Annotated in this window: 22 protein-coding genes; 19 read left to right on the top strand and 3 right to left on the bottom strand. The window is 54.4% G+C overall.

The annotated features are described in order from the left end of the window. The first annotated feature begins 256 nt into the window (after positions 1-256). The 4 genes from BJL95_RS17430 to BJL95_RS17415 all read left to right on the top strand — a co-directional run bounded on the left by BJL95_RS17430 (position 257) and on the right by BJL95_RS17415 (position 4,018). Complete coding sequence (locus tag BJL95_RS17430) at positions 257-2,569, top strand: DNA translocase FtsK (RefSeq protein ID WP_071159735.1); 2,313 nt, start codon at positions 257-259, stop codon at positions 2,567-2,569. After that, complete coding sequence (locus BJL95_RS17425; RefSeq protein WP_064030790.1) at positions 2,566-2,754, top strand: hypothetical protein; 189 nt, start codon at positions 2,566-2,568, stop codon at positions 2,752-2,754. Before BJL95_RS17430 ends, BJL95_RS17425 begins: the two co-directional genes overlap by 4 nt. A 168-nt stretch (positions 2,755-2,922) precedes the next feature. Continuing rightward, a complete protein-coding gene (locus BJL95_RS17420; protein ID WP_071159733.1) occupies positions 2,923-3,192 on the top strand; it encodes a SemiSWEET transporter in 270 nt (89 codons plus the stop codon). 16 nt (positions 3,193-3,208) lie between these two features. After that, positions 3,209-4,018: a GntR family transcriptional regulator gene (locus BJL95_RS17415; RefSeq protein ID WP_071159731.1), complete on the top strand. Its 810-nt coding sequence runs from the start codon at positions 3,209-3,211 to the stop codon at positions 4,016-4,018. Here the strand turns inward: BJL95_RS17415 and BJL95_RS17410 are convergent, their stop codons facing one another. After that, entirely contained in the window at positions 4,019-4,960 is a 942-nt protein-coding gene (locus BJL95_RS17410) for a ribokinase (RefSeq protein ID WP_175463743.1), read from the bottom strand. Positions 4,961-5,180: 220 nt separating this feature from the next. Here BJL95_RS17410 and BJL95_RS17405 point away from each other — a divergent pair, with 220 nt between their 5' ends. From BJL95_RS17405 to kdpE, 10 genes are all read left to right on the top strand, one after another. Then, complete coding sequence (locus BJL95_RS17405) at positions 5,181-5,969, top strand: hypothetical protein (RefSeq protein ID WP_139306304.1); 789 nt, start codon at positions 5,181-5,183, stop codon at positions 5,967-5,969. Positions 5,970-6,048: 79 nt separating this feature from the next. Next, complete coding sequence (locus BJL95_RS17400) at positions 6,049-6,891, top strand: hypothetical protein (protein WP_071159727.1); 843 nt, start codon at positions 6,049-6,051, stop codon at positions 6,889-6,891. Positions 6,892-7,068: 177 nt separating this feature from the next. Next, positions 7,069-7,605, top strand: a complete 537-nt coding sequence (cobO, locus tag BJL95_RS17395; protein WP_071159725.1) for a cob(I)yrinic acid a,c-diamide adenosyltransferase — start codon at positions 7,069-7,071, stop codon at positions 7,603-7,605. A gap of 67 nt (positions 7,606-7,672) precedes the next feature. Next, the gene (locus BJL95_RS17390) at positions 7,673-8,083 is read left to right on the top strand and encodes a ketosteroid isomerase-related protein (protein ID WP_064030785.1); all 411 of its coding nucleotides are present in this window, start codon (positions 7,673-7,675) and stop codon (positions 8,081-8,083) included. 104 nt (positions 8,084-8,187) lie between these two features. After that, positions 8,188-8,550, top strand: coding sequence for a hypothetical protein (locus tag BJL95_RS17385; protein ID WP_064030784.1), 363 nt, complete (start codon positions 8,188-8,190; stop codon positions 8,548-8,550). Positions 8,551-8,805: 255 nt separating this feature from the next. Then, a complete protein-coding gene (locus BJL95_RS17375) occupies positions 8,806-9,789 on the top strand; it encodes an ABC transporter ATP-binding protein (protein ID WP_071159720.1) in 984 nt (327 codons plus the stop codon). Beyond that, the gene (locus BJL95_RS17370; protein ID WP_064030782.1) at positions 9,786-10,547 is read left to right on the top strand and encodes an ABC transporter permease; all 762 of its coding nucleotides are present in this window, start codon (positions 9,786-9,788) and stop codon (positions 10,545-10,547) included. Before BJL95_RS17375 ends, BJL95_RS17370 begins: the two co-directional genes overlap by 4 nt. A 173-nt stretch (positions 10,548-10,720) precedes the next feature. Next, complete coding sequence (locus BJL95_RS17365) at positions 10,721-11,797, top strand: radical SAM protein (protein ID WP_071159718.1); 1,077 nt, start codon at positions 10,721-10,723, stop codon at positions 11,795-11,797. Positions 11,798-11,964: 167 nt separating this feature from the next. Beyond that, positions 11,965-14,703, top strand: a complete 2,739-nt coding sequence (locus BJL95_RS17360) for a sensor histidine kinase KdpD (protein ID WP_071159716.1) — start codon at positions 11,965-11,967, stop codon at positions 14,701-14,703. A 24-nt stretch (positions 14,704-14,727) separates the two neighbouring features. Continuing rightward, positions 14,728-15,423: a two-component system response regulator KdpE gene (gene kdpE, locus BJL95_RS17355; RefSeq protein WP_071159714.1), complete on the top strand. Its 696-nt coding sequence runs from the start codon at positions 14,728-14,730 to the stop codon at positions 15,421-15,423. A 174-nt stretch (positions 15,424-15,597) separates the two neighbouring features. Here kdpE and BJL95_RS17350 read toward each other — a convergent pair whose 3' ends face one another. Both BJL95_RS17350 and BJL95_RS17345 read right to left on the bottom strand, forming a co-directional pair. Continuing rightward, on the bottom strand, positions 15,598-15,981 hold the full coding sequence (locus BJL95_RS17350; protein ID WP_064030778.1) for a hypothetical protein: 384 nt from the start codon (positions 15,979-15,981) through the stop codon (positions 15,598-15,600). A gap of 159 nt (positions 15,982-16,140) precedes the next feature. Next, positions 16,141-17,289, bottom strand: coding sequence for a GNAT family N-acetyltransferase (locus BJL95_RS17345; protein WP_071159712.1), 1,149 nt, complete (start codon positions 17,287-17,289; stop codon positions 16,141-16,143). Between the two features lie 640 nt (positions 17,290-17,929). On the opposite strand from BJL95_RS17345, the gene BJL95_RS17340 reads away from it, so the two are divergent. The 5 genes from BJL95_RS17340 to BJL95_RS17320 all read left to right on the top strand — a co-directional run bounded on the left by BJL95_RS17340 (position 17,930) and on the right by BJL95_RS17320 (position 23,198). Further along, entirely contained in the window at positions 17,930-18,232 is a 303-nt protein-coding gene (locus BJL95_RS17340) for a hypothetical protein (protein WP_064030776.1), read from the top strand. A 79-nt stretch (positions 18,233-18,311) separates the two neighbouring features. Further along, a complete protein-coding gene (locus tag BJL95_RS24805) occupies positions 18,312-18,446 on the top strand; it encodes a transposase domain-containing protein (protein WP_231883724.1) in 135 nt (44 codons plus the stop codon). Positions 18,447-18,914: 468 nt separating this feature from the next. Beyond that, complete coding sequence (locus BJL95_RS17335) at positions 18,915-19,217, top strand: hypothetical protein (RefSeq protein WP_139306303.1); 303 nt, start codon at positions 18,915-18,917, stop codon at positions 19,215-19,217. 878 nt (positions 19,218-20,095) lie between these two features. Further along, positions 20,096-20,536 carry a TIR domain-containing protein gene (locus BJL95_RS17325; protein WP_071159709.1) on the top strand — a complete coding sequence of 147 codons (441 nt, stop codon included), beginning with the start codon at positions 20,096-20,098 and terminating at the stop codon, positions 20,534-20,536. Between the two features lie 25 nt (positions 20,537-20,561). Then, a complete protein-coding gene (locus BJL95_RS17320) occupies positions 20,562-23,198 on the top strand; it encodes a hypothetical protein (RefSeq protein WP_139306302.1) in 2,637 nt (878 codons plus the stop codon). Positions 23,199-23,513: the final 315 nt, after the last annotated feature.

Below are 23,513 nucleotides of genomic sequence, written 5' to 3'. Positions count from 1 at the left end.
AAGGGTTATTGGCAGGTGGCGAAACCGCGGTTTTGCTGGGTTTGTAGCGGGCGGAACCGACGCGGGGTCAGCGGCGGCTATCGGCCGTTAGGTTTTCGCGAAACTCGGCGTATACTGAAATCGCTCGGAGAGACTTCCGCGTGGTTAGTCCGTTTCGGGGCCGGTTGCTTGGGGCGGTTGCCGGCAATCTAATGTGGTCTCGACGTTTATCATCTATAATCCTGTTTTGGGACGCTTTTATTGAGAGCTTTTAGTCATGGTTGCCGTTGTTGAAGAAAAAGCCGCGCGAGGTTATCGCGAAATCGCCTTGCTGGGCTGCACCAGTTGCGCGTTGTTTTTCCTGATTGCACTATTGACGTTTAGTTCCAACGATCCCGGCTGGAGCCATAGCACGTCTTATCAACAAATCGCCAATGCCTGCGGCCTGTTCGGCGCGTGGTTGGCCGATTTCGTGTTGAGTTTTCTCGGCTTGATGGCCTACCTGATTCCGGTGATGATTTTTTGGTACGGCTTCATCCTGTTTCATGGCGGCAAACAGCAGCCGGGCGGCCAGTGGCTGATTGCGATGCGGTGGAGCGGGTTTCTGGCGACGATGCTGTCCGGTTCCGCGATTTTATTCTTGCATCTGCATTTCCTGCGCACCAAGGTCGATCTGCCGGAAAGTCCCGGCGGTATTCTGGGCAGGGAAATCGGCGACGCGCTGGTGCATCTGCTAGGCAATTCCGGTTCGACCTTGTTGCTGCTGGCGATCTTCATGACCGGCGTGACCCTGTTCACCGGCTTGTCCTGGCTGATGATGATGACCTTGATCGGCAAGGGTGCGATGGCCGCTTGTTCGGTGGTGGGCCGTCAGGCGGTGGCCGCGCCCGGCCGCTATCGTGGCGGACGGCCGGCGACCGAGCGTCCGGATCGTCCGGAAATTCAGCGCAAAGCCAAACCCGCCGACGTCGGCAAAGCCGAAGAACGTACCGCCCGCAAACCGCAGATTCAGGTGGTCGAAACCCCGCTTCCGGCGCCCGCGACCACTAAACCGGTTCGCCGCAAGGACGCCAAGCCGCTGGAGAATTACGAACCCGGCGAATTTTTGAATGCCTTACCGCCGCTATCCTTGCTGGAAAAACGCGACATCAAGGTTAAGCGCTATTCCAAAGTCGAGTTGGAAGAAATTTCCCGCCAGGTCGAGGATGTATTGCAGGATTACGGCATCGCCGCCGAGGTCGAGGCCGTGTTGCCCGGCCCGGTGATTACCCGTTTCGAACTGCGTTTGGCGGCCGGCGTTAAGGTCAGCCGGATCAGCAGTCTGGCCAAGGACTTGGCGCGTGGCCTGTCGGTGACCAGCGTGCGTATCGTCGAAGTGATCGAGGGCAAGTCGGTGATCGGCTTGGAGATTCCGAATCAGGAACGCGAGATGGTGTCCTTGCGCGATTTGCTGGTGTCCGACGAATTCGACCGCGCCAAATCCAAATTGACGCTGGCGATGGGTAAGGACATTTCCGGCACGCCGGTGGTCGCCGATTTGGGCAAAATGCCGCATGCGCTGGTGGCCGGTACCACCGGTTCCGGTAAGTCGGTGGCGATCAATACGATGATTTTGAGCCTGGTCTACAAAGCCAAGCCGGAAGATGTGCGCTTGATTATGATCGACCCGAAAATGCTGGAATTATCGGTTTACGAAGGCATTCCGCATTTGCTGACGCCGGTCGTCACCGATATGAAGGACGCGCAAAACGCCTTGCGTTGGGCTGTCGCCGAGATGGAGCGCCGTTACAAATTGATGTCCAAGGTCGGCGTGCGCAATCTGGCCGGCTACAATCATGCGGTTCGGGAAGCCGACGCCGCCGGCCAACCGCTGCGCGATCCGCTGTTTTACCCGCAAACGCCGATTCCAGCCGACGACTATCCGTTGTTGACCACCTTGCCCAGCATCGTCATCGTCATCGACGAGCTGGCCGATATGATGATGGTGGTCGGTAAAAAGGTCGAGGAATTGATCGCCCGGCTGGCGCAAAAAGCTCGGGCCGCCGGTATTCATTTGATTCTGGCGACTCAAAGGCCGTCGGTGGACGTGTTGACCGGCTTGATCAAGGCCAACGTGCCGACCCGGATCTCGTTCCAGGTGTCGTCGCGGATCGATTCGCGGACCATCATCGACCAAGGCGGCGCCGAAGCCTTGCTGGGTAACGGCGACATGCTGTTCCTGCCGTCGGGTACCAGCATTCCGCTGCGGGCGCACGGCGCCTTCGTCGACGACCACGAAGTCCATGCCGTCGTCGAGTTTTTGAAGAAAACCGGGCCGACCAATTATCTGGACGAAATCACCCAGGAACGCACCGACAGCGGCGAAATCGCCGGCGTGGACGGCGAGGGCGGCGAAACCGATCCGCTGTACGATGAAGCGGTGGCTTTTGTTACCGATTCGCGCAAGGCGTCGATTTCCAGCGTGCAACGCCGCTTCAAAATCGGTTACAACCGGGCGGCGCGGATTATTGAGGAGATGGAGAACGCCGGCGTGGTGACGCCGCCGGAAACCAACGGTAGCCGCGAAGTGCTGGCGCCGCCGCCGCGATGAGTCCCGCCATCGCCGGCTTTCTGGGCGTGGCCGGCTTTGCCGGTTTGGCGGGCTGGTTGATTGTCCGGCGCAAATCCGTCGAAACCCCGGTTAAAGTCATGATGTTTTTCGGCTATTTCTGGTTGGTGGCGTTTTCGCTGCTGGTGCTGCTGGCCGGTGCTTATTATCTCCGGGAATATCTGTAATATTTCGCACGACAGGTTTTCAGTTCGTTTTCCCGCCGCCCATTTAAATTCAAGATCGTGGCGGCGGCGTTCGAGCTTTAAATTCACGCCCGAGTTTGTCTGTCCGTCGAAGGATTCAAGCCGCGTTTTCCAACCAACACTCCACTAAGTTTTAAACCGTAAGTTTCCATGGCATTTTCCTACGAATTCATCGGCTATCTGGCCGCGATGCTAACCACGCTGTCGTTTTTACCGCAAGCGATCATGACGATTAAAACCCGCGATACAGGCTCGCTATCGTTGGGGATGTACAGCATGTTCACGCTGGGCGTATTGATGTGGTTGATTTATGGTGTGTACTTGCGCAATGTGGCGATTATTGCCGCCAATGCGGTGACCTTAGTCTTGGCGGCGTCGATATTGTTGGTCAAATTGCAAAACCTGGCGGGCAAGCGCTAAGTATCGGGAGGCCTGAATGGCGGCAATCGCGTCCAGCGACATCAGCACCGGTTCTTTGGCCGCCAACGACAGTGCGGCCTTCATCGAGAAAATTCGTCCGAATGCCGGCGTATCGGAGCCGGTATACAAGCAATTGCAAAAACGCATCGCCGACATGATTCAGTCCGGCGAATTGGCGGACGGCTTCAGTTTGCCGTCCGAACGCGCGTTGGCCGAAGCCTTGGCGCTGAGTCGGACCACGGTCAGACGCTGCTATGAAGAATTGCGGGCGCAGGATCGCATCGCCAGTCACGGCCGTTCCGGCGCCAAAGTCAAGGCGCCGGCGCGTATCAATCCGGAGATGGGGAAGTTGAAAGGCTTTACCGAGGAAATGCGCGAGCTCGGCATCACGCCGTCCACCCAAATCCTGGAACACCGGGTCGTTGTCGATCGGACCATCGCCTCGCTATTCAATCGGCCGGCATCGGCGCGGTTTCTACGTTTGGTACGGGTGCGCCTCGGTGACGGCATGCCGCTGTCGCGCGAAGTGGCCTGGTACGATTTAACCGTGGCGCCGGCGTTGGCCGATTGGGATGGCGAAGGTTCAGCCTACCAGTATTTGGAGTCCGCTTGCGATTTGGGTTTGGTGCACGCCGAGCAAACCATTGAGGCGGTGCTTTGCGACGATGTCGAAGCGGCGGTGTTCGGGTTCGCCGAGCCGGCACCCTGTTTGCTGTTGAAACGGAAAACCCACGCCGACAACGGCCAGATCGTTGAATATGTCGAAGGCACTTTTCGCGGCGACGCCTACACCTATCGGGTCAATCTAAAAATTCGGCCGGACTAATTAGTTTATTGGTATCGGATTGGTCGCGATAAAGCGCTCGATCTGAGCGCCGGTCGGCAAACTCTTCAGGACGCCTGGGCGGGCCGCGACCCAAGCGCCGCACGCGCTAGCCTTGAACAGCGCGTCCTCCGCCCGATGCGTTTCCAACCAACCGATCGCCAATCCGGCATTGAAGGCGTCGCCGGCTCCGGTGGTATCCACTGCAACGATAGGCCAGGCCGCTTGCCGGTAGATGCGGCCGTCACTCAAAGCCACGCAACCCTGGTCGCCCAAGGTCACGATCAGCAACTTGCCGGACCAGCCGATTCGTTTTGCCCTGGTCGCCAATTCAAGTAGGCATTGCGCCGGCTCTATCCCGTCATTGTTGAGATTAAACAAATGGGCGGCTTCGGTTTGGTTCAGCACCAGAATGTCGGTCAACGCCAATATTTCAGGATCCAGCGCTCGCCACGGTGACGGATTCAACATCGTTGCCATGCCGCGTTGGCGGGCGATTTCGAATCCCGCGCGGATCGGCGCGTCCTGAATTTCGAATTGGGCATACATCAACGCCAAACCGGGCAGGGCGACGATGGCTTGCCGGACATGGCCGGCGTCCAACAGCGCGTTGGCGCCGGGATAGACCGCTAGAAAATTCTCGCCGCTCGGGCCGATAAAGCCCACGCCAAATCCGGATTGGTCGCCAATCCGCAATAGCCAGTCCACATTCATGCCTTCGGCGATCAAGCATCGCGACGCGCTGTCCGCTGCTGCGTCGCGCCCTAGCGGCAGTAGCAGACTTACTTCGGCGCCGAGTCTATGTAAGCCGACGCCGACGTTCAAACCCTTGCCGCCGTGTTCGGAAAGCAAGCTCTCGGCCGCCAGGGATTGGCCGGGCGCCGGCAAATGTTCGACGTTCAGGCAATGGGCATGGACGTAACTGCCTAACACCAGGATGGACACGCTTACTCCCCAGCAGCAAAAGAATCCATGAAATATTACCGGATCGAAATCAATAATCCACGATTGACACCGAAATTTGTAACTGGTATTTCTATGGTATCTAAAATAGATACCAAATTGAGTGATAAAGTCGCGACGATATGCCAAATTCGTAGCGCTTAATCGCGCGGTGGCTTTTCGCTTCCATTCAACCGTTAACGGTTATACCAAGGGCAATACGATGAGACTCAAACAGACCGTACTCGCAATTTCCATCCTGAGTTTGATGGCCTTCAATCACGGCGCCGCGGCCGGCAGCGCCAGCTCGACCGCGGAGGTCAGCGTGGACTGGCGTAGTTTTCGCGTGACGTCCGGCACCGATGTCAACGCCGGAATCGCTTGGTACGACAGGTCGTCACGCGTCGATACTCGCCTGGACACCCCTTACGGCGATGGCACCTATTCATCCGATTGGGTGACGCCGTTAACCAGCCTGCAAACAGGGAGCGGGATTCGTTCCCTGATCTCGAAAGCCGATGTCGATCCGGACTTGCTGCATGCCTATTCCCAGGACAGCGATCCGGCCTATGGCGACGCGGTGACGACCGAGAGCTATCGCACCGGCAGTTTCACCGGTTCGGGAACGGGGGCGACCACCTTTTCGGTCGATTACAGCATGAGTATCGGCTTGGTGCCGGGCAGCGGGATGAATGATGTCGCGGCGGCTTGGGTGTTGCTGGTGGTCAACGATTTCGGCGACCCCAACCAGGCTATGTCCAGCCGTAAGGATCTATTCCTGAACGCCAATCTGGTCGGACACGTGCCGACCCAGGCGTCGGGGACCTTATCGGTCACCCTACCGACCACGAGTATCGGCCGCATCTCCTTTAAGGTGACTAGCCACGCCTATGCGAACGTCTCGGGCGTTTCTCAAGTGCCGCTACCGGCCTCGGCCTGGCTGTTCGGATCGGCACTATTGGCGCCGGGCTGGCTTCGTCTCCGGCAGCGTTCTACATCCGTGCGGATTTGATGCTCCCGAAATCGTTGCTCGCATAAGCCCTGTCGGTCATCCCATCTCCAATTACTAACCATCAATATCGAGGTCTTTTATGAATCGCTTAGTTCTCTTGTTGCCGTTGTGCGCCCCATTGCTTTACGCGCCGGCCGCCAATGCCTACAACACCTCGTTAACCGTGACGGCTAGCGCCAATGCCGCCTATGGCAGCCCGTCCTACGATTCCGATTTCAAGGCGATAGACAACGTTAACGGCCCCTCCGCGTACGCGGTCGATGCGCTGTATCAAGTACCCGATCCGAGGAGCGGTCCGGGCGCGAACCTTGAAACTTATCGCTCGTCCGCCAGCGGCTTCGTCAGCGCCGGTATCTTGAAAGCCACCGCCAGCGCCAGCGCGACCGCTTATGCCGCCAATGTCGCCAGCGGCAGCAGCAAGGTGTCGTTTTCCGATCATTTTAGCGTGGCGGGACCGAGCGGCCGCAATATCGATTTGACCTTAACTTATCTGGTATCCGGGGGATTGTCCGGCTCCGCGACCGCTCGCGGCAGCGTCCAACTCGGTACCGGCGATAGCATCTCGTTCTCCGAGAATGGATACACGCCGCGCAGTTTCAACTGCTCTTGGACGCCGTCTTGCACCGGCGTCGCTACGTTTTCGGTGCCGGTGAATACCTTGATTTCGCTGGATGCCTTCCTGGAAGTGGGCGCGAGCGCCAGCAGCTACTTCAAACCCACGGCGACCCAATCGTCCGCCAATTTCGGGAGCACCGGATTGGTGTATTTGGGGATTGCCGACAATCGTTATCAGTTGCTGACCGACAGCGGATACGGTTATGCGCCGGTGCCGCTACCGGCCGCGGCTTGGCTGTTTGCCGGCGGATTGGCTCTATTCGGAACCTTGGTCAGCGACAAACGACGAGCCACCCAGGCACTTTAGAGATCCGGCGGTCGCTTGCTAGATGGGTTTCTCTGCTGGATGTTTGGCGTTGGTTTTGTTCGGTTTCCATTCGTGAGCAGCTCAAGCGTTAGCCGGTAGCTCAGTCCGTCCCGCGCCGTTTAATTGTTACAATGCACGTGAACCCTGGCGTCGCCGGGAGATCACGAAGCAGAGACCATGAAAACCAGAGATAGAAGACAGGGTGTGGTGTTGGTTCACACCGGCGAGGGCAAGGGCAAATCCTCCAGCGCGTTCGGGATGGTGTTCCGCGCGGCCGGTTGGGGCATGAAGGTTTGCGTGATTCAATTCATCAAGGGGCAATGGCAGACCGGCGAGCAACGCGCGGCCGAACGTTTCGACAATATCGAGTGGCACGCGTTGGGCGACGGCTTCACCTGGGATACCAAAAATCCCGAGCAGGACATCAAGACTAGCCGCGACATTTGGGAATTCGCCAAGCAAAAAATCCTTTCGGAAGAGTTCGATTTGGTCATTCTCGACGAAATTAATTATTGCTGCGGCTACGGCTGGATCGGCGGCCCGGAAATCGCCGATTTCATAAAAAACCAAAAACCGGCTTGGCTGCATTTGGTGTTGACCGGCCGCAACGCGGCCCCGGAAGTGATTGCGGTCGCCGATACCGTCACTGAAATGACCCGGATCAAGCATGCTTACGAAACCGGCATCAAAGCCGAGCAGGGCGTCGAATTTTAAGCTGAAAAAAAAGCGGTTTTCTGGCAGAATCGCCGGCTTTTCAACACCTTTCCCGACGGGTAATGCCATGCAAAAGCAAGCGATCGAATTGATTCAGAACTACTACCAAGCGTTCAACAATGGCGACATGGACCGCTTTCTGAGCCTGCTGACCGACGATGTCGTGCACGACATCAACCAAGGCGATCGCGAAACCGGTAAGGAAGCCTTCGGTCAGTTCATGCAAAAAATGAATCACCACTACAAAGAGCAACTGGTGGACATGGTGGTGATGGCCAATGAAACGGGTACCCGCGGCGCGGCCGAGTTCGTCGTTTTGGGCGAATACCTGAACACCGACGAAGGTCTGCCGGAAGCCAACGGCCAGACCTATCGCTTGCCGGCCGGCGCATTTTTCGACATTCGCGACGGTAAGGTCGCCCGTATCACCAACTACTATAACCTGGGCAATTGGATAGAACAGGTCGACCCGCAATAACGGCGGTCGACTTCGATTGCCGCTGCCAGCCATTTAGCATAGAATCCGAAGGGCAATACTTCGGATTCGCCGAAAATAATTACAATAGAGAGAGGAGAGCTACAATGGGTGAGACACAGAAATTGATGATCGCTATGGTAGGCGTATTCGTGGTCGGCTTCATATTGGTCGGCGTCAGCAAGGATCAATCCAACGAAGAAAAAGAGGCGGCGGCGCAAATCCGCGCCCTGGTGGCGATGCAGGAAATGGCCAACCAAAAATGCCCGAAACTGATCGAGAACAAAACCGGCACGCAAGTGTTCTTTCCGTCCAAGACCTCCACGGATAAGGCTACTTACGTGACGATGGAATGGGTCGGCGAGAAAGACTCCAATTTTAAAACCGCGTCCTGCACCTTGCACTTGTCGCTGGGCGGCGTTTCCAAGCTGATTATCGACGACCAAGTCTTGATCGACAAAAAACTCTGATTCGTAACGTTGGCCGTCGAGCGCCGCTCGACGGCCAACATCATCGTTCCGCTTGTCTCTCGATGAGTTGCGGTCTGTTTTCTTCCCAAGACGCGCCGGTTGCGGTGCGAATCGTCAGGCAGCCTAAGGTGTTGAATTCGCTGCAACCTCTTCCTTCGATCTGATCGGTTGACCGCCGCTTCGCTAAATTGCCGGAACCCGGAAGCGGAATCACTGGTCGATTGCCTTCCCAACCACTTTCCATCGAACCGATCCATGCCACGGACCTTGCCCAACATCCCGCCGCCGGAAGCCCTGTCCCCCAACGTTATCGTGGCCGTGCGCGGCGTCAATAAAGTCTATGCCGGGGGTTTTCAAGCCTTAAAGAATGTCGATCTGGATATCCGCCGCGGCGAAATATTCGCGTTGCTCGGTCCGAACGGGGCCGGCAAAACCACGCTGATCGGCATCATTTGCGGTATCGTTAAAGCCTCGGCCGGCAGCGTCGTCGCCGACGGTCACGATATCGCCCGCGATTATCGGGCGGCGCGGGCCAGTATTGGCCTGGTGCCGCAAGAACTGCATACCGACGCCTTCGAGTCGGTGTGGGCCACGGTCTCCTTCAGTCGCGGCTTGTTCGGCAAGCCGCCCGACCCCGGTTACATAGAAAAGATCTTGCGTGATCTGTCGTTGTGGGATAAGCGTAACGAAAAAATCATGGCCTTATCCGGCGGCATGAAACGGCGGGTGCTGATCGCCAAGGCGTTGTCCCACGAGCCGTCGATTCTGTTTCTGGACGAGCCTAGCGCCGGTGTCGATGTCGAGCTCAGGCACGATATGTGGCGCATGGTGCGCGCATTGCGCGAGCGCGGCACCACCATCATTTTGACCACCCATTACATCGAAGAGGCCGAAGACATGGCCGACCGCATTGGTGTTATCAGCAAGGGCGAACTGATCGTGGTCGAGGATAAAGCCGTGTTGATGCGCAAGCTCGGCAAAAAACAATTGACGTTAACGCTACGCTTGCCGATAGACGAGCTTCCCGCCGGCTTGAGTCACTGGCCGCTGGAAATCGCCGACAGCGGCCTGGCTTTGGTTTACAGCTTCGATAGTCAGACCGAGGAGACCGGGATTGCCGAACTGCTCAACGCGTTGGCCGAGCACGGCATCGAATTCAGGGATCTGCGCTCCAGCGAAAGCTCGCTGGAAGATATCTTCGTCAGTCTGGTTCACCAGCCCAAGGAGGCTAGCGCATGAACGTTTACGGCATTCGCGCGATTTACCGTTTTGAAATGGCGCGCACGTTTCGCACACTGGCCCAGAGCGTCGCCGCGCCGGTGCTCACCACGTCGCTGTACTTCATCGTGTTCGGCAAGGCGATCGCGTCGCGGATGGGCGACATCGACAGCGTCAGTTACGCTGCCTTCATCATTCCGGGTCTGGTGATGCTGAATTTGCTGAACGAGAGCATTTCCAACGCTTCATTCGGTATTTTCATGCCTAAATGGGCGGGTACGATTTACGAATTGCTGTCGGCGCCGGTGTCCTGGATCGAAGTATTGCTCGGCTACGTCGGCGCGGCAGCGACCAAATCGGTGATGCTGGGTTTGCTGATTTTGGCGACGGCCCGTTGTTTCGTGCCTTACGACATCGCTCACCCGCTGTGGATGGTCGGATTTCTGTTACTGACGGCGATTACCTTTAGCTTGTTCGGCTTTATCATCGGTCTGTGGGCCGACAGTTTTCAGAAATTGCAAGTGGTGCCGATGTTGGTCGTCACGCCGTTGACCTTTCTGGGTGGCGCGTTTTACTCGATTAACATGCTGCCGCCGCTGTGGCAGAAGATTTCCTTGTTCAACCCCGTGGTCTACTTGATCAGCGGTTTTCGCTGGAGTTTCTATGGTGTTGCCGACCTCAACGTGGGGGTCAGTATCGGGATGATTTGCGGTTTACTGGTGATTTGTCTGAGCTTCGTCTGGTGGGTCTTTAAGAGCGGCTACAAAATTAGACATTAATCGCGGTGGCGAGATACGCCGGACGTAGGCTGAAAATAGCGAGTTTGTCTTAAACAAGTTATAGTCTGTGGTGAATCCGTCAGGGCGTTAGACGCGCGTTTGGCGACACGCATCTCTCGGTCCCGCTGGCGGCTCGTGCCATTTGCCGGTCGGTTCAAATTGGAGCTTGAACGATGAAAACGACCTCGCTGGCCCATATGGCCATCAAACACGGTTATAACCACTTGGCCGAGGCCTTGTACCTTTCGAGCGGCGCCGATTTGACCAAGCCGGTTAGCTTCTACGCGTTGATCAACGAACGCTGCAACGTGAAGTGTCGCTATTGCAAATTTTGGCGCTTGCCCGACTACAAGCCGGAAATGACGATTGAGCAATGGCAAACCGCGTTGTTGAGTATTCGAGCGTTCGTCGGCACCTACTCCATCAACTTCAGCGGCGGCGAACCCTTTTTAAAGCCGGGCTTTCTGGACTTGATGGATTTCTGCCGCAAAAACGGGATTCATAGCGGAGTAACCACTAACGGATCGACGCTGAACCGGAAGAACGCCGCCCGACTGGTGGAAACCCAGCCGTTCAATTTGAATATCTCCTGCGACGCGCCGAGTGCGGAACTGCACGACTACTTGCGCGGCTATCCCTCGCTATTCGAGAGGCTGGTCAACGGTATTCGATACGTTCGCGATGCCCGCGACAAGGCCGGGCTGAATTTTCCTATCGTCATTAAAACCACGGTGAATGCCAAAAACTTCCGCTTGTTGCCGGAAATGGTGAAATGGGTCAAAGAAGTCGGCGCCACCGCGCTGAACTTGCAACCTCTGGATCGCTGGACCCCGGAAACCTACGACGAACTGTGGATCGAAGAATCAGACTGGCCGGAACTCGCGCGGGTGCAGAACACGCTGATCGAGCTCAAGCGCGCCGGAGAACCGATCATGAATAGCGAAACCGTCATCGACCAGATGGTCAAACATTTTCGCGAGGAAAAAGCGCCACCCGAGGCCATGCCTTGCCGAGTCGGTATGCGCGACTTTTTTATTCGGACCAATGGCGATGTCCAAACCTGCTTCTACTTCCCGGTGATCGGAAATTTGACGCAACAGAGCGCCGAGCAGATCTGGCGCGGTCCGGTGGCCCGTAAAATTAGGAAGGAAACCATCGTTTGCCAGAAGTTATGCCTACATACCTGTCTTAGTCAAAAGACGCTGCGCGATAAGGTGAAGATGGGCTTGATTTTGCTCCGGGGGCGTTGAGGTAACGCTATTTAGTTGGTGCTTCTCCCTCTACTTGTTCGATATCGGCGGGGATCGCGCGGGTGGCGGGTCGTGAACGGCGCGCGGCGTGAATCTTTACGGCATTTTTATCCGCTAGTCCGTACACTGATTGCTGTCTCCCAAATCAAGATCCGCTACATTTTCAAATGAATCCAGAACGCCCGGATCCCGACCAATTGCTGGCCCGCGTTGCTCGCGACCGGGCCAAGGCCAAGCGCGGCCGATTGAAGATATTCTTCGGCGCGGCGGCCGGAGTTGGCAAGACTTACGCGATGCTGTTGGCGGCCAGGGAGCGGCGCGCGGAGCAGTTGGATGTGATCGTCGGCTTGGTGGAAACCCACGGACGGAAGGAAACCGAGGCCTTGCTGGACGGCTTGGAGCGTTTGCCGACCCGGCCGGTACCATACAAGGGCACGGTTCTACGTGAATTCGATATCGACGCGGCCCTGAAGCGGCGGCCGGCCATCATTTTGGTCGACGAACTGGCCCACACCAACGCGCCCGGTTCCCGCCATCCGAAACGTTGGCAGGACATTCATGAATTGCTGGAAGCCGGCATCGATGTGTACACCGCGTTGAACGTGCAGCATCTGGAAAGCCTGAACGACGACATCGGTCAGATTTCCGGGATTCGGGTTTGGGAAACCGTGCCGGACACGGTATTCGAAGATGCCGATGAAGTCGAACTGGTGGATTTACCGCCGGACGAGCTATTGCTCCGATTGAAGGAAGGCAAAATTTATCTGCCGCAACAAGCGCAACAGGCAATACAGCATTTTTTCCGCAAAGGCAATTTGATTGCGTTGCGCGAACTGGCGCTCCGCCAGACCGCGAGCCGTGTCGATGCGCAGATGCTGGATTACCGAGAAGATAATGCGATCCGTGAAGTCTGGCAGGTTGGCGAGCGCTTGCTGGTGTGCATAGGGCCCAATCCGTTGGCCGAACGGCTGGTACGGGCCGGCAAGCGCCTCGCGGCCGGGTTGCGAGCCGAATGGATCGTCGCTTATGTCGAGACGCCCGAGCTGGCCCGGCTGCCGGCGGTCAAGCGCGACGGGGTGTTACGGATCTTGCGACTAGCCGAGCAATTGGGCGCGGAAACCGTCACGCTTAGCGCGCCGGCAATGAGCGAGGCGATCATCCGCTTTGCCCGGGAACGCAATATCAACAAAATCGTCGTGGGCAAGCCCAGTCGGCGCGGTTGGCGGCGCTGGTTATTGGGGTCGGTCGTCGATGTGTTGATCGCTCAAGCCCATAATATCAATATTTATTTGTTGGGTAGTCCGCGTCGCGGCGAGATGGATGCGCCGGAAGCGGAGCCGTCGCTGTTCAGAAAAAGCCCGCTGCCGGGACTCAAGCAGCGCATCCCGGCCAAGACGCGCCGGCGCTATCTGGGTTACGCCTGGGCGGTCGGCGTGACGGCGTTCAGTACCGCGGTCGGTTATTTATTGTTCGGCAGCGTCGAACTGGCAAACTTGGTCATGGTGTTTCTATTGGGGGTGGTGTTCGTTGCCACGTGCTTCGGCCGGGGACCATCGATTTTAGCTTCGGTGCTGGGTGTCGGCGTGTTCGATATTTTGTTCGTTCAACCGTTTTACAGTTTTTCGGTATCGGATAGCCAATATTTGATTACTTTGCTGGCGATGCTGGTGGTCGGCATCGTGATCAGCAATCTGATGGTCAATGTGCGTTCGCAGGCTAAGGTGGCGGCACACCGGGAACGGCGGGCGGCGGCCTTATACGCGATGAGCAAGGAACTATCCGGCGCCCAGAACGAAGCGGATGTCGTCAAAATCGCGGTCCGCCAGTTGTATTCCGAATTCAGCAGCCGCAACGCGATTTTGTTTGCCAACGCCGAGGATAGAATCGAGCATCCGCGCGGCGCCGCATTGGCGGAGTCTCTGCCGGGCGCCGATCTGGGCATCGCGCAGTGGGTCTTCGATCACAACGAAATGGCCGGACAGGGCACCAACACCTTGGCCGGCGCCGAGGCGATTTATTTTCCGATTCAAAACGACGATAAAGTCGTCGGCGTGCTGGCGATGCGGCCGGTCAATCTGCGGCGGGTGTTTTTGCCGGAGCAGCAGAAGTTGCTGGAAACCTTTTTACGCCAAATCGGCCAATCCGTGGCCCGCATTCGCTTCGCGGAAACGGCCCGCGTGACCCTGTTGCAAGTCGAGGCCGAACGTTTGCGCAACTCCTTGCTGAGCGCGATTTCCCACGATTTGCGCACGCCGCTGGCGACTATCATCGGCTCCGCGACCACATTGGCCGAAGACGCCGGCCAGTTGCAGCCGTCGGATAAATTGGAATTAAGCCGGGCCATCGTCGACGAAGCCGAACGGATGTCGACTTTGGTTAACAATATCCTGGACATGGCCCGCCTGGATTCCGGCGTGCTGGAACTGAACAGGCAATGGCATCCGTTAGAGGAAATCGTCGGCACCGCATTGACCGTGCTGCAAAAACGCCTGGCCGGCAGACCGGTGCGGGTATCGCTGCCGGCCGGTATTCCGATGGTTTACGCCGATGCGGTGATGATCGAGCAAGTGTTGATCAATCTGCTGGAAAACGCGGCGCGCTATACGCCGGTGGGTAGCGATTTGGATATCCGCGTGGAAACCAGCGATCAGGCTGTCGAGCTCAGCGTCGCCGATCGTGGGCCCGGTATTCCGGCCGGCAAGGAAGAGCGGCTGTTCGAAAAGTTCTTCCAGGTTCGCCACGAAGCCGCCCAGAGCGGAGCCGGCTTGGGTTTGGCGATTTGTCGAGCCATCGTCGAAGTCCATGGCGGCCGGATTTTCGCCCGCAATCGGTCTGGCGGCGGCGCGATTTTTACCTTTATACTGCCGCTGGACCAACCACCGCCCAGCCTGGAGTTAGAAGAATGATGGTCGAAGCGACCGTAAGCCGGCATGGCTAAAATCGAGCCGGTCATCATCGTCGTCGAGGACGATCCGTCGATACGGCGGTTTTTGCGCACCGGTTTGACCACGCACGGTTTCGCGGTGTTCGAGGCCGAGACCGGCAAGCAAGGCCTGGTCGAGGCTGGCGTGCGCAAGCCGGATCTATTGATTTTGGACTTGGGCCTGCCGGATATGGACGGGGTTGACGTGATTCGCGCGCTACGGGCTTGGTCGGCGGTGCCTATCATCGTGTTGTCGGCGCGCAGCAACGAGCAACACAAGATCGACGCGTTGGACGCCGGCGCCGACGATTATCTGACCAAACCGTTCGGTTTCGGCGAGTTGTTGGCCAGGATTCGAGTTGCGCTCAGACACGCTAATCGCGGCGCGGAAGGTGCCGGAGAAGCAGTGTTTACGGCCGGCAACCTGCGGGTGGATTTGCAAAACCGTCTGGTTAGCGTCGCGGACGAGGACGTGCATCTGACGCCTATTCAGTACCGTTTGCTGGCGGTATTGATCAAGCATGCCGGTAAAGTTCTGACTCATCGGCAGATATTGAAAGAGGTTTGGGGACCGTCCTCTCAAGAAAACGCGCATTACTTGCGGATCTACATGAGTCAATTGCGCCAAAAACTGGAGGCCGATCCCACTCAGCCGCAACATCTGTTAACCGAATCGGGCGTTGGCTACCGATTCAAGGTTTGACGGAGAGCGATTCCGGCGCGGGCTAGCGACGCCAGCCCCAGCGGCCGCCGGCAATCCGGGCGGATTCGAGTGATGCGGACCCGGCCCGCGAATGCAATAAGCCATGTTTTTTCCGCGATGGCTTTGCAAGTCGCGGCGTGCTGGCGGCCAGCGGGGCGGTTTGCAATCGCCGGCTCAATGGTTATCTTTCAGGCAATGTTGTTCATCATGGGCCGGGCCTTCGCTCAGCGTGCCGGCCAGATAGGCTGCCAAGGCTTGATCGGGCGAGGTCTCGCCGGTGGTAAGCAACTCGGTAGAGCGGGTCGCCAGATTGCGGATCACGCCGTCGCCGGCCGATCCGGCAATCGCGATATCGACAGTGTGCAAGGGATGGCGATTGCCGTCGCCACGCACATGCCATTCGTGCAGACTGCCGATGTCGGTCAAATCCAGCGTCCAGGCCAGATCGGCGCGGGACTCCTTGGTGACGACGTAGACCAGCCAGCGCGACGCTCTGCCCGCGTGAGAAGCGACGCGGCCATCGGTGTCCACGGCGATGGCTATCAGTTTATCTGTCATAGTTTGAATGCCTCTGTTGATATCGAATCGAGTGCAACCATCGGAAAACGCACTCGGCGCACCTATTTCCCATAACAATTGCACGGTTAAAGGCAGTATCGCCGATTCGAATCTAAGCGGTCAATGGCTCGGCTAGCGAGGCTGGATCAGCGGGGAGGTTTACTGCCGATCCGGATCAGCGTGTTTGAACGGCAGATAGCCTTGGGCGGTGAGTTTGTAGCGCTGCATGCCGATCTTCTCCCGTTCCAGAAAACGTTCCACCGCGTCCGCGAAGCCGGGATCGCGCAGCCAATGGGCGGAATAGGTGGTAATCGGTTCGAAGCCTCTGGCAATCTTGTGTTCGCCCTGGGCGCCGGAATCGAAACGGCTCAGGCCGTTGGCGATGCAATAGTCGATGCCCTGGTAATAGCAGGCTTCGAAATGCAGTCCGCTGAATTCTTCGTCGCAACCCCAATAACGGCCGTATAAGGTATCGGTGCCGATCAAGCTCAGCGCGGCGCCGACATAGCGGTCGTCGTTGATCGCCAGGATCAGCAATATTCGCTGCGGCATGGTCAGCGCGATTTCTCGAAAGAAATCCAGATTCAAATAGGGTTGCGAGTGGTGCTTGATGTAGGTCGCCGCGTAGAAGCGGTAAAAGGCTTGCCATTGCTCGTCGGTGACGTCGGCGCCGGCGACGCGTTGCATGACGATGCCTTGCTCTTCTACCTTACGGCGCTCGCGTTTGACCATCTTGCGCTTGGCGGCGGTCATCGTATCGAGAAAGTCGGCGAAATCGCGGTACTCGCGATTGAACCACTGAAATTGCACACCTTCTCGAATGCTCATGCCCAACGCACGCAACCTGTCGGCCTCGTCGGGCCGCGGGAACAAACAATGCCAGGACGAGACCGCTTCCCGTTCGGCTCGGTCTTGCAGGTATTCAATCCAGCTTGTCAGCACCGTTTCGTTTCCGACACCGGGCGCTACGGCCCAACGCGGCCCTTGACAGGGCGTGAACGGAATCGCGGTCAACCATTTGGGATAATAGGCCAGCCCGTGTTGGCGATAGGCATCGGCCCACTGTTGGTCGAATACGTATTCGCCCCAGGAATGCGATTTGCGATACAGCGGCAACAAGCCGACCGGCCGGCCATTCTCCAGCGCCAACAAATGCTGCGGCCGCCAGCCTCCGCGCGGGCTAACCGAGCCGCTGTGTTCCAATGCCGTCAGAAACTCGTGGCATAAAAACGGGTAGCCGTCGCCGGTCAGTTCGTTCCAGACCGCCCGGTCGATGCGGTCCAGGTCGTCCAAGGGAATTACGTCCATTTTAAAATTGGTTGAGAAACTGACTGATGGTGAAAATGGCAAATGGCGTACGTCTGATGCATAAAAAACGGAGCCGGAATCTTACCGGGATAGTTCGGAGCGAATCGTAGAAAGGCCGTCCGACCCTGATACGGTTTGGGAAATCAGGTCGGGAGCGATCATTTCTACCTTCCGAATCGGGTTTGTCCAGCTGCTGTTTGCAGCGCAGAGCAGACTGTCGTGGTTGAAACGATTGGCGCGATCGTCACCGTTGCTTGAATACTAAACCGATTCCAAGCCGCTTGCCAGCGGCTTCCAAGCCCGCGTTGCTAAAGCTGTCCTCGAGTCGTTAAAAAATTGGGCTTCGCGAACGGCTTGGCCGGCGGCCCGGCGTAGTGAATTCGGCCTTCTTGGCGGTGAATGCACAGCCGTGCGAGCAGACCGAATGCGAGCGGTTCAGACAGGGGTAGGTTCGGGGTAGCCAGAATGTCGAGACAGCCCGACTGGTTGGATGGCGAATCAAGCCCCTCCTCAAGCCCGTCTTCCGCAAAACAAGCAACCTAGGCATGGCTTGCCGTTAAGTTTGAGTTAAGAGCCCGATGCGATATTTTTCTCTAATAGAACCGAATTCAAATTTCTAACGATTAGAGGGATAAACCGAATGAAACAAAGTATCGAATTTGACTCGAATAATGCGTTTACTCAAGTCAGGTCAGCCATCGCGGAGTTAATGACGTTTTCTTTCGCGGATAGGGAAGATGACATGCTGTATGCGGTGAATAAATTAAAGTCGGTATTAAGAGCCGTGCATGATAATTATCAGTGCTGGAATCGCGACACGATACGCGAATTCGTGCTTTGTAAAAACGATCCGTTGAGATTCGTTGATTTGAATTCCGACCAGTTCAATGCCCGAGTCCGCAACATCCAGCAAGATATGATCGCTAAATTCTCGTTGAATTAAAATTCAAAATTTCTAGCCTCTGTTTGGTAAGCAGTCTATTAACAGCATCTATATCAATAGGTCGAAAGAAGCGAAGATAGTGCCCATTTATAATGAGGTGGACATCGAGCCGCGCATCTATCTTGTCGCGTTGTTCCGTCAATTGCCATTGGCAAAAAACATCGAAGACTTCGAAGCCCTGCTGCCTTGGCATCTCGTCAACCCAACGGTCTAATCAAGCTCGTACGGCTTTATTCAAAAAATCAACGACGTTGTTTAAAGGACGCTTACCATTAAACCACGCCGTTTTCTTACAGCTCTAAAATCAGTGATCAGTTAGGGCTATCGGAATTTAGCTCGACGTCCCTAATCGATCGGTCCTAGACATTCTGAACCGAACTGCCCCGGCCGATGAATTGCACCGGTTCGGCGCATACGCGCTCGCCACTCCGAAAGGGAAAGAGACTGACTGGCCGAGGGTGCGCGCGGCCGCGAATCAGATGCGCGTCTTGGCGTTGGTTGTCCTCTAGCCGGCATTTTTACCGTTCCCGACGGAAAAATAAATGCTTAAAACGTCGCCGGGGTCATTCCCGGAACTTCTAGGGAGATTCCCGGATTGATGAGATGTTAAAAAATCTGGATTGGATTATTCCTGAACAAACTAAAAAGGTGATGAGCGATGCCGATTGGTTGATGATTGTACTTGCTGTCTACTTTCACGACATGGGGATGTTGGTCACCTAAAGATGAGTTCAATGCTAGAGTAAAACCTGAATCGGGGTTCACTGATTTTTGTGAGCAGGTGCTTTTCTCTGGGCAAAGCGGCCCTGACTACAAAGCAAAGGTCGCCAAACTTTCAGATCAGGATAAAGATCGCTTTCTTTATCAAGAATTCGTTCGCGCCAAGCATGCCGAAAGGATTCGCGCATGGATTATGGGGCAAACCAAAGATCAACTGGGTATCCGCGACTCGCCGCAAACCGCTCTAACCCACCGCGACCGCTAATGGGATATCCGGCTGGCCGCCGGAGCAGCGCTTTCAACGCAAATCCGGCAATTAACGCGGTTCCCAGTCTCGATCGCAACGCAAAAAGTCTATCCCGCAACACTAAAAGTGATTCTCGCAACGCTTCGAGCAATACACGCAAGGCTCCAAGCCTTGCGCATAACACTAAAAGCCTTGCGCACAAGGCAAATAGTGATTCCCGCAACACTAAAAGAGTTGCGCGCAATTCTCCGAGCAATAAACGCAAGGCTCCGAGCCTTGTGCGTAACACTAATAGCCTTGCGCGCAAGGCAAATAGTGATTCCCGCAACGCTAAAAGAGTTGCGCGCAATTCTCCGAGCAATATACGCAAGGCTCCGAGCCTTGTGCGTAACACTAAAAGCCTTGCGGGCAAGGCAAATAGTGATTCCCGCAACACTAAAAGAGTTGCGCGCAACGCTCCGAGCAATAAACGCAAGGCAAAAAGCGGGACGGACGGGGATTTTCATTTACAGCGGCAAGTATGTTGCCGTTCAGGCTTCGATAGGACTCTTGCATATTCCGGTCAAACCACCCAGCGATTCCGACTTCAAAACCGCCAGGCATTCCGGTCGCAAAGCGGCCGCCTTTTCCAACCCAAAGTTAGCCATCGATTCTGATACCATTACGCCAGTAGTGAATGACGGCTTTTGGAAATGGCGAATTGACGCGAACGACCCGTTGCGGTAGTTCGTTTAGTTATCCAAAATGTCCGGTTGAAATGCCATACCGGACGGCAAATTGAGAATGGCTTCGGTGGATTGGGTTGAGAGAGTCGATACCCAGCATTTAAATGAAAATTATCAGTTAAAATCTAGGCTTATCGTAGTACCCCGCCAACCAGTTTTACTAAAATACCAATGAATTTTCTCAACAAAAGTCACCGCTTTTCGATTGCCCTGTCTTTTCCCGGTGAACATAGAACTTTTGTTAAACAAGTAGCCGACATCTTGGCTGAAAAATTCGGCGAAGACGGGGTGCTCTATGACGATTATCATGATGCTGAGTTCGCTAGACCAGATTTAGATGTTTACCTGCCGAATCTATACCGAACAGAATCAGAGTTAATTGTATTGTTTCTGTGTCCTGTATATCCTCAAAAACGCTGGTGCAGACTGGAATGGCGGCATATACGCCAATTGATAGCCACATTAGATAGTGACCGAGTTTTTTTTCTAAGCTTTGGTAACCCAGGTGATTTATCTGAGTTTGGAATAATATCAGGAGACGGATATATCGACATCGAATATAAAGGTCTTAGTTCGCAGATGGTAGCTGAGCGCATTCTAAAAAAGACTTGAGATTAATCGAAAAGCCACTTCCACGTTGCAACAAAATGATACGTTTGCAAAGGTGGGATTACATTCTCAATCTGAGCAAATTACCGAAGAGGTTATCCAACCGAAAGGCATTCTTCCAATCATACAAGCCATTACACCGTCATACATCAAACAATACAAATGGCACTCTATTAGCTTTTCAAATAGCCGTGATCTTGGGCCTGCCTTAATGGGGCGCGGACTTGGCCCGAGTGATGCGGTTGCCTGCCCGAAATTAATTGAAACTAGCATAATCATTCAGCAGCTAAAGTGCGCTTATTCGACAAGGCTTGTTGGTGACCCAGGCTCCGGTAAATCTGTATGCGCCTACCAAGCAGCATACGCATTAGCATGTGAAGGCTGGTTTGTTGTGCGCCTTGACGACACAAATCCTAATATTGATTTTTTGGGCTTAGATTTCGCCGATGAACGCAACACATTATATTTAATCGATGATGCACATCTGTTGAAGGCTTCTGTATTGAGGGAAATTGAAGATAAAACGAGCCCAAGCAAATTTTTACTTACGATTCATACGTTGTTGGATCGCACAGAGACGCATCGTGGGTCTATCCGAATTAACCAAAAACGTGCAGTTCAAACAATTGCCGCACAACTAAAAACGAATCTCAGTAATACCCTTGCAGCAGTAAAGCGAGCCGATGATAGAGTTGGAGAAGGATCATTTGATGAAGATTTGATACGCCGCATTGATTCGGCAGAATCATCGTCAGAATTTCCTTGGCAATTCTGCTTCATTTTAGGTGGTGGCTGGCGGCGGGCAAATGAAGTTGCTGACGCGAGTCGAGTGCATGAATCAGACCTGATTTTTGCTATCGCTGCGGCTCAACAATTGGCATCGCGTGATTCACCGACAATAAAAGATACCATGCTCCGCTTGGGTATATTGGCTGGTTTAACTATTGAAAAAATCGAGAATGGATTGGCTTGGTTGGTAATTGAGCGTCTTCTGCTTTCAGAGAGTGACTTGCGATGTCCACATCAACGCTTTTCTAGCGCCATTATCGGCAGAATTTACTCAAATTTAGAAGCGTCTGAGCGTAATTCATTTATCAAAGTTTGTAGAGAAATAGTCTTAGGCTCGACAACAACGTTAGCTGGTGTGCGAATTTTGATTCATGAGCTGAGATTTACTGGTTTCGACTTACGTTGGTACTATGAGCTACGGCCCAGCCGATGGATTAACGAGGAAACCCGAACAGCGTTAATGCAACGATGCTGGAACGCATCTACAGCAGAAGACAAGACGTTTGCATGTTTGTTAATAGCAGAAATAGGTGAACCTTGGGAGCATCTGATAAAAGACAGCGAGATTAAGCTACTTGGACAATGGTTGTCAGAGGCAACTCATCCAATGGGTTTTGGCTTAAGTCGTTTATTGAACGATATTTACAATAATGACAAAACACTTGCTGCCCAAATCGTATCAGCAGCCAATCCAATTAAGGTTGCTTGGTTAGTCAGCGAAGTTACACCTGAAAATGCTTATACCATCGGTGAAATGATTAATCGGGTAGCTTTGGTATGTAGTGACGAATGGAAATCTTCGTTCAATACCGCGTTGCAACGGAGTCGGATTTTAGAGACTATTCAGAAATGGCCTGAAAATGAATATATTGGCGATTTCGGAAAATATTGTTACTCATTGTCTTTTTATGATTTTGATTTTGCTTTTGAGATTATTAAGTGCGCTTTACCATGGCTACAAGTTACTATAGCTGCTGATCCTGTTAATAGTTTTAGACAGATTGAATACGACATTTTTATGTGCTTTCTTCGTGTTTTTGATCCCCTCGGAGTAAATAAGGGAAAGCACAGAACTGATCGTCAACGAGTTGAAATTGCCCGTGAATTGTGTAAGAAAATTGATTGTAAAAAGGCAGCAGAAAAAATATCAAATGTATCCCGAAGAGAATTCCAGAGCGCAGCGCATTTCCTCGCTATTTTCAGGAACTTGAATAAAAAACAATTTGCAATTTTGTGTCGTCATCTTGACTGGGATTCTATAGATAAAGCAATTGGAGATAATTGGGGGATTTTAGATCACGATTCTACAGTTTTTATCTGTCAAGTATCTATGGATGAAGAGTCACGAAAGAAGGCTGTTTCTGTCATACAGTCCCATATAGATGAAATTACAGTTTTACCTTCACGAATAGCCATCTTGGCACCTGGCCTTGCTTGCTCTCTAGTAGAACGGGGAGGGAAAATCGCCATAGGGGAAGATATGTCTTTGAACTGGAAAGTCGCAGTTTATGTTATCCATCAATTTGGTGAGCTGAGACCAGAGTTGGTTCCTTATTTGCTTGCGCCTCACGAGTCAAAAGCTGCGGAATCTTTGCAATCAAAGCAAACTAACATTCTCGATGATGCAGATATTTTTCTTCGCACTTTAGAACAATATGTGCCTGAGGGATTAACCCGAATTCTTTCTATGCTGGAACCCAAAGCGGCAGAAGATGCTTGGTCAGCCTGCTTTGCCAAAGGCGGCAAACCAAGCCGAACGGCGGCAATACTTGTTGAGCATTGCTTAGAAATGGATTGGGAACTTGGAATGGTAGCAAAACGTTTGCGGAAAAGATTTCCTAAGGCATCTATCCCAAACTTAACAATTTCTTCGTAGATGCTGTCTTCTTCGCCAAGCCTTAATTTCTTTTTGTCGAAAATCGGCTTGGTAAGGTCGACAGCTTTGACCTCACCAAAACGCGATGCACGACTTTAGTAAGTAGCCTCGATGGAATCGAGGATTCGAAGGCCAACACCATTACAGATTGCCGATGTTAGTCTGATGAAGGATGGCCGACATCCTCGATTCCGCTAACGCTGCATCGAGGCTACGCAAAACCTGCCCCTGTAGTGCAATCTCAAACAGCCTCAGGCGGCTATCCATTTCACTGCGGTCATAGAAGCGGAAGCGAGATGGTCCGCTCGTGGCCGT

Origin of the sequence: Methylomonas sp. LWB (assembly GCF_001856095.1) — a bacterium.
GTDB lineage: Bacteria > Pseudomonadota > Gammaproteobacteria > Methylococcales > Methylomonadaceae > Methylomonas > Methylomonas koyamae_A.
The sequence above is the reverse complement of the archived record's forward strand: the minus strand, read 5'-3'. Positions and strand labels throughout refer to the sequence as shown.